The organism is Amphritea sp. HPY (genome assembly GCF_050870985.1).
GTDB lineage: Bacteria > Pseudomonadota > Gammaproteobacteria > Pseudomonadales > Balneatricaceae > Amphritea.
On sequence record NZ_CP194015.1, the window covers coordinates 234,976 to 247,150 of the forward strand.

The following is a 12,175-nucleotide window of genomic DNA, read 5'->3' on the forward strand; positions in this document are numbered from 1 at the left end:
ATGCAGAGATTCTCCTGATGACAGTTTTCAGAAACTTTAAGTTTGGATCCTTTAGCTTCAGATCTTTTAAGTTCCAATCCATCAGCTTGGTGGCTGGTTTGTTTATTGCCCTGTCTGTCAGCGCGGAGCCGTCAGTGGAGCGGCAAGGTTATCTGGATAAACTGCTGAAACAAGATTGTGGTTCATGCCACGGCCTGACGCTTAAAGGTGGGTTGGGCTCGGCAATAAGGCCGCAAGATATATCCGAGCGCAGCGATGAAGCGCTTTTCAGCACAATTAAACTGGGCTTGCCGGGTCTTGCCATGCCGCCCTGGGGTGAGCTGTTAAGCGATAGTGATATCCAGTGGCTGGTAGATCGCTTGAGAAAAGGAGAAACAGAGTGAAACGCAGAGCAGTATTAAGCAGTTTTGGTGCCCTGATCGGAGCGTCAGCTATCAGCGCCTGCGCCCAGCTTGAAACTACGGCAAGCGAGCCGTTACCTGCGCCGAAGGAGATCAGGGGGACAGGTGATCTGGCGGTTGCGATCGCCCGGGCTGACGGCAAGGTTGCGATAATTGATACCACTGATCAGAAGATCATCGCCGAGGTACCTGGGATTGGCGACCTGTCGCACGCATCGATTGTCTATTCCCGTGATGCGCGATTTGCCTTTGTGTTTGGCCGCGATGGCGGGCTGACCCGGATCGATATTCTGGCCCAGCGTATTACTCACCGTATTATTCAGGGCGGCAACAGTATCGGTGGCGCTATCAGTCAGGATGGCTCACTGGTGGCGGTTTCCAACTATAAGCCCGGTGGCGTAAAAGTATTTAACAGTAGCGATCTGACCCAGGTTGCGGATATCCCTTGTGATTCGAAAACGGTCGGGTTGGTGGATGCGCCGGGACAAAAGTTTGTCTTTAGCCTGTGGGATAAAGGAGAGATCTGGATCACTGATTTCAGTGCTGGTAATAAAGCGGCGCCAGCGATTACCCGTTTCGAAAATATTGGCCGCAACCCGTATGACGCACTGATTACCCCGGATGGCCGCTATTACATGGCTGGCTTGTTTGGCGAAGACGGTATGGCGCAACTCGATCTCTGGCATCCAGAAAAAGGCGTGACCCGGGTGTTGCCAAACTATGGCCGCGGTGAGAAAAAAATGCCGGTGTATAAGATGCCCCATCTCGAAGGTTGGGCGATGGCCGGTGGTCGGGCATTCGTGCCTGCTGTTGGTCGTCATGAAGTGCTGATTCTGGATACGAATACCTGGCAGGAAGTAGGGCGTATTCCGGTACTTGGCCAACCGGTGTTTGTTATGGCGCGTCCTGATGGCCGTCAGATCTGGGTTAACTTCGCGCACCCGGACAATAGCAATATCCAGGTATTTGATTCCGAGACACTGGAGCAGTTGGTGCACCTGAAACCAGGGCCTGGCGTGCTGCACATGGAGTTTGCTCCCCGCGGTGAAAAGGTCTGGATGTCGGTGCGCGATAGCCATGAGATTCATCTGTACAACACAGATACTTTCCAGCTGCTGACCAAGCTATCACTGCCGAGCCCGAGCGGGATCTTTATGACCGCCCGTGCCCATAAGATCGGTTTATAAGGGGTTGACGATGGAATTAACAGTACAGGACCGTTTGCTGCTTAATCAGTTTCAGCAGCGATTACCGGCCAGTACAACACCTTATGCCGATATGGCTGCAGCCTGCGAAATGACTGAGGCCCAAGTGTTGGAGCGTCTGCAGTACTGGCAGGAACAAGGTGTATTGAGCCGGGTGGGTGGGGTGCTGAACCACCAGAAGGTGGGTTCCAGCACGCTGGCGGCTTTAGCGGTACCGGATGAAATCCGGGATGAGGTAGCCCTGAAAGTGAATCAATACTCACAGGTCAATCACAATTACCAGCGCACCCACCGTTTCAATATCTGGTTTGTGGTAACGGGTCGTGATGAGTCAGAGGTCGAGCAGGTACTTTCCGATATTGAACAGGAAACCGGCTTTACGCCGTTGAATCTGCCAATGGTTCAGCCTTTCCACCTGAATCTGGGGTTCGCGATATGAACGAATTGTTTAATCCGCTTAACCCGTTGAGTCTGCCGATGGTATATCAATCTTTCCATCTGAATCCGGGGTTCGCGATATGAATGAATTGTTTAATCCGCTTAACCCGTTGAGTCTGCCGATGGTATATCAATCTTTCCATCTGAATCCGGGGTTCGCGATATGAACGAATTGTTTAATCCGCTTAACCCGTTGAGTCTGCCGATGGTATATCAATCTTTCCATCTGAATCCGGGGTTCGCGATATGAACGAATTTTTTAATATGTTTAACCCGTTGAGTCTGACGATGGTATATCAATCGTTCCACCTGAATCCGGGGTTTGCGATATGAACGCACATTTTAATCCACTGGATCCGATAGATCTGGCGTTACTGCACCTGATGCAGGAAGGTTTGCCATTAATCCCACGCCCTTACGCTGCGCTTGCTGAAGAGCTGGGTTGTAGTGAAGAGCTACTGGCTGAACGTCTGACCTATTTACAGGAATCTAAGCAGCTACGCCGCAGTGGGTTGATTATCCGCCATCGGCCGCTGGGCTTTAAAGCTAACGCGATGGTGGTATGGAACCTGCCAAATGAGCAACTGCAGGCAATAGCTGAGCAACTGGCGGTGCAGCCTTGTGTCACGCTCTGCTATGAACGTCCACGACGTTTGCCGGACTGGCCTTATAACCTGTTTACAATGATTCATGGTCGTAGCAAAGAGCAGGTGCGGGAGCAACTTGCGCAGATCATTGAGCGTCTGGATCTGCAACATATTGAGCATGACCTGCTGTTCAGTGAGACCTGTTACAAGCAATGCGGTGGTCGGTACTTACAGAAAAAGAATCAGGAAAAGAATCAGGAAAAAGAAGCCGCTAAAGGAGTTGCTGTTAATGGATAGTATTGATCGTGACCTGATCAACCGTTATCAGGGAGGCTTTCCAATTTGTGCACGGCCTTACCTGCAGCTGGCGGAAGAAGTTGGTTGTACAGAACAGGAGGTGATCGACCGTATTTCAGCCATGCTGGATGATGGAACGCTGACCCGTTTTGGTCCGCTATATGATGTCGAAGTGTTTGGCGGTCAGTTTACCCTGGCGGCCGTAGAAGTACCCGAAGCGCGTTTCGATGAGGTCACTCAAATAGTTAACGGCTTTAGTGAAGTCGCCCATAACTATGCCCGTAATCACCAGCTGAACATGTGGTTTGTTATCGCTTGTGAAGTGGCGGATCAGACAGCTGATGTGGTTGCACGGCTGGAGCAGGCGACCGGATTGAAAGTGTATCCTTTCCCGAAAGAAGAGGAGTTTTATATCAATCTGCGGTTTGAGGTATAGATAATGAGTCAGATTGAATTAACTGAACTGCAGCGTCGACTGATTGTAGAAACTCAGAAAGGTTTACCACTGGTGGCAGAGCCTTACGCTGAGATTGCTGAGCGCCTTGAATGTACAGAGCAGCAAGTACTGGATGATATGCACTACCTGCAAGAGCAGGGCGTTGTAAGGCGTATCGGTCTGGTGCCGAACCACTATCGGCTGGGCTATGTGCATAACGCGATGACCGTCTGGGATGTGGATGACGACTATGCCAATGAACTAGGCGAGAAAGTCGGCGCGCTGGAGTTTGTCAGCCACTGTTATCTGCGGCCTCGTCATCTGCCGTTATGGCCCTATCATCTGTTCGCCATGGTGCACGGTAAAACCGAGCATGAAGTTGAGCAACAGATCGCACAAATTACGAACTTGCTAGGTGAGCACTGTCGTCAGGCGGACCGCCTCTACAGCAGTAAAATTCTTAAGAAAACCGGTATGCGGCTGAAATCTAAGTCTTAGATTTTGCCTGAGGAGTCATCATGTTCCGATTGAGTCAATTTGTCAGAGAGTTACTGGAACCGGGTAGTCAGCGTAAGCCGGGTACCCCTCCGGGTCCGGTGGTGATCTGGAACCTAATTCGCCGTTGTAATCTATTGTGTAAACACTGCTATTCAATCTCAGCGGATACCAATTTCAAAGGTGAATTGAATACCGAAGAAGCACTGACGGTATTGAATGATCTGAAACAGTTTAAAGTGCCCGCGCTGATTCTTTCCGGTGGTGAGCCTTTGATGCGCCCTGATATTCATCAGTTGGGCAGGGCAGCCAAGGAGCTGGGTATCTATACTGGCCTGTCGACTAATGGCACGCTGATCAATGAATCGAATATCGATGATATTGCTGCCGCCGGTTACGATTATGTCGGTATCAGCCTGGACGGCCTTCGTGATACTCATGATGCGTTTCGTCGTAAAGAGGGGGCGTTTGATGACTCTTTGCATGCGGTCAAACTCTGTCTTGAAGCTGGCATAAAAGTTGGCCTGCGCTTCACAATTACCGCTGGTAACTCCCATGAACTAACCGACCTGGTTAAGCTGAGCGAAGATCTGGGCGTGGATAAGTTCTATCTGTCGCATCTGAATTATGCGGGTCGGGGTAATAAGAACCGTGGCGAAGATGCCTTCCATCGTACGACCCGTGAAGCGGTGGATATGCTGATCGAGCAAGCGGTTAAAGATTACGAAAACGGCTTTATGCGGGACTTCGTAACCGGCAATAATGACGCCGATGGCGTGTACCTGTATCAGTGGGCGCTAAAGAATTTCCCTGACCGTGCTGAACATCTGCGTGAACACCTTATCGCATGGGGTGGTAACCAGTCGGGCCGTTACATCTCTAATATTGATAACCTGGGCAATGTTCATCCGGATACGTTCTGGTGGGAACATACCCTGGGCAATGTTCGCGAAAAGCCTTTTTCTGAGATCTGGAGTCAGTCCGATGATCAGCTGTTAAATGAATTTCGTATGCAGCCACGCCCACTGAAAGGCCGCTGTGGTGTATGTCAGCAGCGCGATATTTGCGGTGGTAATACCCGTGTCAGAGCGTTCCAGTTGTATAAGGATGCATGGGAAGAAGATCCTGCCTGCTATCTGGCCGATGATGAGATAGGTGTTGATCCCTCCATGTATTCTGAACGTATCAATATGGAGGCGATGGGATGAGATCGCTATTAAAAGCCAGCGGTGTTATTTCAGCTTTGCTTTTATCCGGTGCGGTGTCTGCAGCCGATATATCGGCAGATACTGAAAAACTGTATCAGGAGCAGTGTGCAGCCTGTCACCAGGCGAAACGTGTTGGTGGTATAGGACCTGCGCTGCTACCGCAAAATCTGAAGCGACTACGTCGAACGCAGGCGATCGATGTGATATCCAATGGTCGTGCAGCTTCCCAGATGGAAGGGTTTTCAGACAGATTAACCGAACAACAGATTAGTGACCTGACCGACTTCATCTACTCAAAACCAAAAGTGATGCCAACCTGGCAGGAAGAGGATATCCGCGCCAGTCAGATTGTTAACCATGCACCGGGATCACTGCCGGACGGGATGCAGTTTGAAGCTGATCCGATGAATCTGTTTATAGTGGTAGAGATTGGTGACCACCATGCTACTTTGCTGAATGGCGATACCTTTGAACCAATTCATCGTTTTAAGACCCGTTTCGCCCTGCATGGCGGACCAAAATTTACCCCCGATGGGCGCTATGTGTTTTTTGCTTCCCGTGATGGTTGGGTGAGCAAATTTGATATTTACAACCTGAAAGTAACAGCAGAGATCAGAGTCGGTCTGAACACGCGAAATATAGCGGTATCCAGTGATGGGCGATATGTGCTGGCGGGAAATTACCTGCCCCATAGCCTGGTGCTTTTAGATGCTAAGGATCTGTCGCTGATTAAACGTATTGATGTGGCGGATGATAGTGGCAAAAGCTCCCGCATCAGCGCTGTTTATAATGCCCCGGGACGTAGCAGTTTTGTCGCAGCTTTGAAGGATATACCGGAGATCTGGGAGCTATCCTACGGCGACTCGAAAGCATCCAGTGATCCACAACAGCAGGCAGCTGACTTGCCGGTCCGTCGAATCGTGTTGGATGACTATCTTGATGATTTCCTGTTCAACCAGAGCTATGAGCTGGTGATGGGCACTACACGACCGAAACAGGAAGGCCGTAAGCGCTCGGCAGAAGGGCAGGTCGTTTCTCTGGAGAGTGGTGAGCGGCAGGCAACATTAGATCTGGCCGGAATGCCGCATCTGGGCTCGGGTATTACCTGGGACTATAACGGTCGTCGGGTACTGGCTACGCCAAACCTGAGCACCAGTGAGGTTAGTGTAATTGATATGGAAAGTTGGGAAACTATTAAGAACATCCCGACTGAGGGGCCCGGTTTCTTTATGCGCAGCCATAAAAACAGCCCCTATGCCTGGGTTGATGTTTTCTTTGGTAAGGAAAAGGAAGCGGTACATATTATCGATAAAAAGAGCCTGGAAATCGTAAAAACCATTCGTCCGGCACCGGGCAAAGTGGCTGCTCATGTTGAGTTCACTAAAGACGGTCGCTATGCGTTGCTCAGTATCTGGGATATGGATGGTGCTTTGATTGTTTATGACGCTAAAACGCTCGAAGAAGTAAAGCGATTACCGATGGTGAAACCGTCCGGTAAGTACAATGTCTGGAACAAGACTCACTACGAGGAAGGTACCAGTCATTAGATAGTTTCTACCTCTGCTGTAGATAGTGGAAGACCAGATGGGGAAACCATCTGGTTTTTTTACATTTATGATGCCGCTCTTAAGCATGCCGAAGAAGTGAAGCGATTACCGATGGTGAAACCGTCCGGTAAGTACAATGTCTGGAACAAGACTCACTACGAGGAAGGTACCAGTCATTAAGTAGTATTTAGCTGTATAAATATGAAAAAAGGCCGAACGGGGAATCGCTCGGCCTTCTTTTTGCCTGTTTGAGAATCTGCTGCCTGTGATTCTGGTGAAGTGTTTTAGATAGTCTACCCTTATGGGGAGTTCAAAAATCCTCACCGGGTTTGTAATGCAGGTACTGATTGTTCTTATTTAGATAATCTCATTTAAGTAACCGGGCCAGGCTGAATTCTCCACTAAACCAGCTGTAGAGAGGTGATAGCAATGAGTGTTGAACAAGCCCGACAGCGATTATATGAGGCCGCAAGAGGCTATTTCGGGAGCAAGGAGGCGACAGAGCAGTGGTTCAATACCCCGCATAGGGGCTTAGGTGATAGATGCCCGGAAGATCTGCTGAATACTACGGAAGAGGTTGAACAGATTATCGAGATAATCGCCCAGCTAGAATGCGGCGATAGCGCCTGATTCGATCAGCAATGCTGGCCATGAAGAGTTCACCAAAGGCGGTCACTGAACGTTTCCCGGTAACAGGGATATGGACGGTGCCCAGATAGTCTTTGATGCTAAAACGCTGGACGAGGTAAAAGGATTACAATGGTGAAACCGTCCGGTAAATACAATGTCTGGAACAAGACTCATAATGAGAAAGGCGCCAGACATTAGACCTATTAGCCCTGAATAAAATAAACAAAAAGGCCGACCGGGTGACCGTTCGGCCTTTTTGATAGCTATAGCTTATTGATCGTTAACGATCACAGTGGCGGTCATCTCCGGGTGCGGGCCGCAACGGTAGGGAAAGCTGCCGCTCTCAGCAAAGGTCTTCTCATAGCTGTCCCCAGGAAACAGGTAATCCGTTTCCTCTTCGTCCAGCTGTTCAAACCATACGTTATGGTACTGGCGCTTCTCTTTGTTTACCCAGACTACAGTGTCGCCGACATTGATGGTGATCTCTGCCGGGGAGAACTGAAATTTATAGATCTCAACCTCAACGGTATCGGCGGCTGTGAATCCGGAACAAAGTATAAGGGAAATTGTAGCTAATAATAATCTTTGCTTAGTCATTTTTACAGACCCGATAATATAAGAATGAATATCATTTCTGCATTATAGAGTAACTCAGGTGAACGATTGATTAATAGAAGTTAATCACTCTGATTGGGTAGTGCTCTTAGTTATTTAAACAGAGATTAAATGTGTAATCTGAATACATCTTATGGTTGTGTAGGATGTTTCTATATAACAGTGCTTATAACTATTCTGCTTGACACGGGGCTTTAATAGAAAAGTCTATATGTAGTCGGTACATTATATCTTGTTGATTTGTAAGAATTTATAATCCTTGATTCACTTATTGTGACTTGATTTGTCATTACTGTATCGCTTTTGTGTAGCCTTTTTACCAGATGAAGTATATGCCGTATAAGGGTGTAAACTTAATATGTTAATTATGATCTTAATCAAGAGTGAGTGCCGCTGACAAAACTTATAAAGATTTGTTCATAAAATAATGTTGGTTATTTATACCGCTTGATGATGGTCAAGGAGATCGACCATTAGAGGATCAGACTAACGTCTATTGGTAACCAGCATGTTTTGCGATTACCTGATTTGAAACTTCTAAAGAAAGTTAACATCAGAGGAAAATTCGATGAAAAAATGGAAGTATGGCCTTTCTGCTTTGGGCTTAGCGGTAGGTATGGCAACTTCGGGTATCAGCGCAACAGTCGCGGCGGCTGGTCCTACACTGTCTGAAGCTGATTTTGACAAGGCGACGACGTTATATTTTCAGCGTTGTGCTGGTTGTCACGGTGTTCTGCGTAAAGGCGCTACAGGTAAAAACCTGGAGCCTGCAGAAACAGTGAAGCTGGGTCAGAAGCGTCTGGAACAGATTATCTCCTACGGTACCGAAGGCGGTATGAACAACTTTGACGATATCTTCTCGAAAGATGAGATCTCCCTGTTGTCTACCTTTATCCAGATGGAACCACCTGTGCCACCAGAGATGTCTCTGGATATGATGAAAGAGCACACTAAGCAGTTTGTTGCGTTGAAAGATTACCCAACCAAGCCGATGCATGGCCGCAACTGGGAAAACTTCTTCGTTGTTATCGAGCGTGATGCGGGTACTGCTGCGATTATCGATGGTGATACCAAAGAGATCGTTGCCCACATTGATACCGGTTATGCGGTACACGTAATCAAAGGTACAGAGCACCATAAAACCGATCACCCTAAAGATGCTGTAGGTCGTTTCTGGTACACCATCGGTCGTGATGGCAAGGTCAACAAAATTGACCTGTGGCAGACGCCTGACAAGATGCTGGTTGCCGAAACCAAAATGGCGTATGACGCACGTGATATCGCTGTTTCCGGCGATGGCAAGTACGTCATTGCCGGTGGTTACTGGCCGCCACATTTCGTAATCATGGATGCGGAAACCCTGGAGCCGCTTAAGGTGGTTTCTTCCCGCGGTATCAACGTTGACGGCGAGTATGTCAACGAAGCCCGTGTTGCTGCGATCTACACTACGCCTAACGAGCCAACCTTCATGGTAGCTATTAAGGAACTGGGTCAGATGTGGCAGGTGGATTACACCGACCTTGAAAACCTGCGTATTGAGCAGATTGACTCTGCTAAATTCCTGCACGATGGTTTCTTTGATCCTACCGGACGTTACTTCCAGATCGCTGCGAACGCATCTAACAAGATGGTCGTAGTCGATACTCAAGAGCGTAAGCTGGAGAAGATTATCGATGTTGCTAAGCTGCCACATCCTGGCCCGGGTGCTAACTGGGTTGATAAAGAGTGTGGTCCTGTAGGTGGTACGACTCACCTGGGCGAAGGCGCTGTATCTGTCTGGGGTAACGATCCAATGGGTCATCCTGATCAGGCCTGGAAGCTTTGTTACGAAGTTGAAACCGATGGCGCTGGTGTATTTATCCGTACCCACGAGACCTCTCAGTATGTCTGGGCTGATCAGCTGAAGCACCCTGAGCCAGAGGTTCAGCAGAGTGTTCAGGTATTTGATAAAGATACCCGTGAAATCGTTAAGACGATTCGCGTAACCGAAGAAGAAGGTAAAGCGGCTCTGCATATGGAGTTCAACCAGGATGGTACTGAAGTATGGGTATCTGTCTGGAACCGTGCTGACGCAAGTAACCCGACCGGTGAAATCGTTATCTACGATGCCAAGACTCTGGAAGAGAAGCACCGTATTAAAGGTCTGACTACTCCTACTGGTAAGTTCAACGTGTTCAACCGTATCAATCACAAGACTTAATCAGGTCGATGTGAAAGTTGTACAGCAGGCATAGTTCGCTATGCCTGCTTTTAAGGAGCCTGAAGTAAGGCTCAGGTTGAGTTGCCATCTTGCCTATTCAAAGAACGCTCAACTGGCTTTATTTCAGACCCCTAATCTCCTCGCTCTACACCTATGGTTATTGTTATGGAAAAGAAACCAGGTTTTATGTCCCGTCGGTTGATACTAGGTACAACCATTGCGGGCGCAATCGCATTTTTCATTGTTGGTATTATTTTCTGGGGTGGCTTTAACACCGCCATGGAAGCCACTAACACGACTGAGTTCTGTATCGGTTGTCACGAGATGGAAGATAACGTGTATCAGGAATACACACCGACCATACACTACTCCAACCGCACCGGTGTTCGTGCAGGTTGTCCTGATTGCCACGTACCTCGACCATGGGTACATAAAGTGGTACGTAAGATCCAGGCTTCTAACGAGCTGTTGCATAAAGCGCTGGGTACTATTGATACCCCGGAAAAATTTGAAGAACACCGTCTGAGAATGGCTAAAAATGTCTGGAATCAGATGAAGAAAACGGATTCCCGCGAATGCCGTAACTGCCATAACTTTGAATCGATGAATCCTGAGTTCCAGCGTCCCCGGGCACGTAAACAGCACCTGAGCGGTTTCGAAAACGGTCAGACCTGTATTGACTGCCATAAGGGTATTGCTCATAACAGTGTGCGTCATATGCTGAGTGACGAAGAGCTGGAAGAACTGGAAGCACCGAACCCTAAATATGTTCGTCCTGTGCCACAGATGTATGTTGATGGCCTGGCCAAGGTTGAAGCGAAGGAAGCGGAAGAAGCTGCAGTTGCTCTTCAGGCTAAAGTGGATGCTAAAGCGGCAGAAGAGAAGAAAATTGCAGCTGCGGTTGCTGCGGCTCTGGCCAGCCAGGGTGGTGAAGTATCTTCTTCAGCGAGTGCTGCTACAGAAAGCTCTATTAACGTTGACTGGTCTAAGGCCAGTACCCGTGAGGTGACCTTGTTCTATCCGGGTGAAGCGTCTATCGAGTGGGTTATGAATGGTCGGGACCACGGTGGTGCGCGTCCGTTTATGAAAGGTGGAGAGCGTTGTGTCACCTGCCACGATAAAGAGACTGCTGATATGGGCGCTAAGATTGTCAGCGGTGAGACAGCTGAATCTAATCCTATCCCGGGTAAGCGGGGCAGTATCCCGGTAACCGTACAGACCACTTACGATGCGGACAATCTGTACATGCGCTTCAGCTGGGAAGATGGTGAACATGCGCCGGTGCCATTCGTTGACGGCGGTAAGATGGACCCGCAGAACCCGATGAAGCTGGCGTTGATGGTATCGACTGATGATGTTGAGTTTGCTGACCGTGCCGGTTGTTGGGGATCATGTCACCACGATGCGCGTTCAATGCCTGACACCCCGGCAGCAGACGTCCTGGCGAGCAGTGAGTTTAAAGATCGTCTGATCTTCACCGATGGTGTGACTAAGTACATCAAAGAGTCCCGGACCAAGCTTGAGGTTAAAGGTCGTCGTGGTAAGAAACGTGGCGGCTGGGATAAGCTGAAATCTGAGGAAGAGATCGCCGCAGAGATGGAAGCTGGGCGTTATATGGACCTTGTTCGCTACAAGTCGGGTGAACAGCTGGTAGAAGACGGTGTGCTGATGGACGAGCGCCATATGAGCGGTGGTCAGGGTGCTGAATTTGAAGCAACACTCAACGCCGGCACCTGGACTGTAGTGATGAAGCGAGCGCTGAATTCCGACAAACCGGGTGATATCAGTATGGCAACCGATGCCCTGTATAACATCGGCTTTGCGATCCATGATGATTACTCTGATGCCCGTTTCCACCATGTCTCTCTGGGCTATAAGATCGGTTTTGATAATGCTGAAGCGGAGTTCAATGCAACTAAGCAATAATCACTACTGAAACCTACGACCTAAAAACCCCGCGCAGCGGGGTTTTTTATGTCTGCGAAAAAGTAACTAGCCGGTTCAGAGTTCTTCAACGATTTTGAATGTGCCGATATCCATTTCCGGTTCAGAACTCCTCAACGGTTTTGACCGGGCTGATCTCAAATACTGGTTCAGAACTCCTCAACAATTTTGA

The 12,175-nt window shown here is 48.8% G+C and carries 12 protein-coding genes; 11 read left to right on the top strand and 1 reads right to left on the bottom strand.

The window, feature by feature from the left end; translation table 11 throughout:
- The first annotated feature begins 98 nt into the window (after nucleotides 1–98).
- From ACQUQM_RS01045 to ACQUQM_RS01085, 9 genes are all read left to right on the top strand, one after another.
- Nucleotides 99–383, top strand: a complete 285-nt coding sequence (locus ACQUQM_RS01045; RefSeq protein ID WP_432472639.1) for a c-type cytochrome — start codon at nucleotides 99–101, stop codon at nucleotides 381–383.
- The gene (locus ACQUQM_RS01050; protein ID WP_432472640.1) at nucleotides 380–1,588 is read left to right on the top strand and encodes a cytochrome D1 domain-containing protein; all 1,209 of its coding nucleotides are present in this window, start codon (nucleotides 380–382) and stop codon (nucleotides 1,586–1,588) included. Before ACQUQM_RS01045 ends, ACQUQM_RS01050 begins: the two co-directional genes overlap by 4 nt.
- A gap of 10 nt (nucleotides 1,589–1,598) precedes the next feature.
- A complete protein-coding gene (locus ACQUQM_RS01055) occupies nucleotides 1,599–2,045 on the top strand; it encodes an Lrp/AsnC family transcriptional regulator (protein ID WP_432472641.1) in 447 nt (148 codons plus the stop codon).
- Nucleotides 2,046–2,373: 328 nt separating this feature from the next.
- Nucleotides 2,374–2,928 carry a siroheme decarboxylase subunit beta gene (gene ahbB / locus ACQUQM_RS01060; protein WP_432472642.1) on the top strand — a complete coding sequence of 185 codons (555 nt, stop codon included), beginning with the start codon at nucleotides 2,374–2,376 and terminating at the stop codon, nucleotides 2,926–2,928.
- On the top strand, nucleotides 2,921–3,364 hold the full coding sequence (locus ACQUQM_RS01065) for an Lrp/AsnC family transcriptional regulator (protein WP_432472643.1): 444 nt from the start codon (nucleotides 2,921–2,923) through the stop codon (nucleotides 3,362–3,364). The genes ahbB (ACQUQM_RS01060) and ACQUQM_RS01065 overlap by 8 nt, the downstream gene beginning before the upstream one ends.
- A 3-nt stretch (nucleotides 3,365–3,367) precedes the next feature.
- Nucleotides 3,368–3,862: a siroheme decarboxylase subunit beta gene (gene ahbB / locus ACQUQM_RS01070; protein ID WP_432472644.1), complete on the top strand. Its 495-nt coding sequence runs from the start codon at nucleotides 3,368–3,370 to the stop codon at nucleotides 3,860–3,862.
- A 20-nt stretch (nucleotides 3,863–3,882) separates the two neighbouring features.
- A complete protein-coding gene (gene nirJ, locus ACQUQM_RS01075) occupies nucleotides 3,883–5,067 on the top strand; it encodes a heme d1 biosynthesis radical SAM protein NirJ (RefSeq protein ID WP_432472645.1) in 1,185 nt (394 codons plus the stop codon).
- The gene (locus tag ACQUQM_RS01080; protein WP_432472646.1) at nucleotides 5,064–6,614 is read left to right on the top strand and encodes a cytochrome D1 domain-containing protein; all 1,551 of its coding nucleotides are present in this window, start codon (nucleotides 5,064–5,066) and stop codon (nucleotides 6,612–6,614) included. The genes nirJ and ACQUQM_RS01080 overlap by 4 nt, the downstream gene beginning before the upstream one ends.
- A gap of 429 nt (nucleotides 6,615–7,043) precedes the next feature.
- On the top strand, nucleotides 7,044–7,244 hold the full coding sequence (locus ACQUQM_RS01085; protein WP_432472647.1) for an antitoxin Xre/MbcA/ParS toxin-binding domain-containing protein: 201 nt from the start codon (nucleotides 7,044–7,046) through the stop codon (nucleotides 7,242–7,244).
- Between the two features lie 270 nt (nucleotides 7,245–7,514).
- Here the strand turns inward: ACQUQM_RS01085 and ACQUQM_RS01090 are convergent, their stop codons facing one another.
- On the bottom strand, nucleotides 7,515–7,841 hold the full coding sequence (locus tag ACQUQM_RS01090) for a cupredoxin domain-containing protein (protein ID WP_432472648.1): 327 nt from the start codon (nucleotides 7,839–7,841) through the stop codon (nucleotides 7,515–7,517).
- A 586-nt stretch (nucleotides 7,842–8,427) separates the two neighbouring features.
- On the opposite strand from ACQUQM_RS01090, the gene ACQUQM_RS01095 reads away from it, so the two are divergent.
- The gene (locus ACQUQM_RS01095) at nucleotides 8,428–10,059 is read left to right on the top strand and encodes a cytochrome D1 domain-containing protein (RefSeq protein WP_432472649.1); all 1,632 of its coding nucleotides are present in this window, start codon (nucleotides 8,428–8,430) and stop codon (nucleotides 10,057–10,059) included.
- Between the two features lie 165 nt (nucleotides 10,060–10,224).
- Entirely contained in the window at nucleotides 10,225–11,985 is a 1,761-nt protein-coding gene (locus ACQUQM_RS01100) for a NapC/NirT family cytochrome c (RefSeq protein WP_432472650.1), read from the top strand.
- The last annotated feature ends 190 nt before the right edge of the window (nucleotides 11,986–12,175 follow it).

Excerpts from the sequence above, each read along its gene's own strand:
- ACQUQM_RS01055 (WP_432472641.1), top strand. The coding sequence starts at position 1,599 with ATGGAATTAACAGTACAGGACCGTTTGCTGCTTAATCAGTTTCAGCAG.
- ahbB (WP_432472642.1), top strand. The coding sequence starts at position 2,374 with ATGAACGCACATTTTAATCCACTGGATCCGATAGATCTGGCGTTACTG.
- ACQUQM_RS01065 (WP_432472643.1), top strand. The coding sequence starts at position 2,921 with ATGGATAGTATTGATCGTGACCTGATCAACCGTTATCAGGGAGGCTTT.
- ahbB (WP_432472644.1), top strand. The coding sequence starts at position 3,368 with ATGAGTCAGATTGAATTAACTGAACTGCAGCGTCGACTGATTGTAGAA.
- nirJ (WP_432472645.1), top strand. The coding sequence starts at position 3,883 with ATGTTCCGATTGAGTCAATTTGTCAGAGAGTTACTGGAACCGGGTAGT.
- ACQUQM_RS01080 (WP_432472646.1), top strand. The coding sequence starts at position 5,064 with ATGAGATCGCTATTAAAAGCCAGCGGTGTTATTTCAGCTTTGCTTTTA.
- ACQUQM_RS01085 (WP_432472647.1), top strand. The coding sequence starts at position 7,044 with ATGAGTGTTGAACAAGCCCGACAGCGATTATATGAGGCCGCAAGAGGC.
- ACQUQM_RS01090 (WP_432472648.1), bottom strand. The coding sequence starts at position 7,841 with ATGACTAAGCAAAGATTATTATTAGCTACAATTTCCCTTATACTTTGT.
- ACQUQM_RS01095 (WP_432472649.1), top strand. The coding sequence starts at position 8,428 with ATGAAAAAATGGAAGTATGGCCTTTCTGCTTTGGGCTTAGCGGTAGGT.
- ACQUQM_RS01100 (WP_432472650.1), top strand. The coding sequence starts at position 10,225 with ATGGAAAAGAAACCAGGTTTTATGTCCCGTCGGTTGATACTAGGTACA.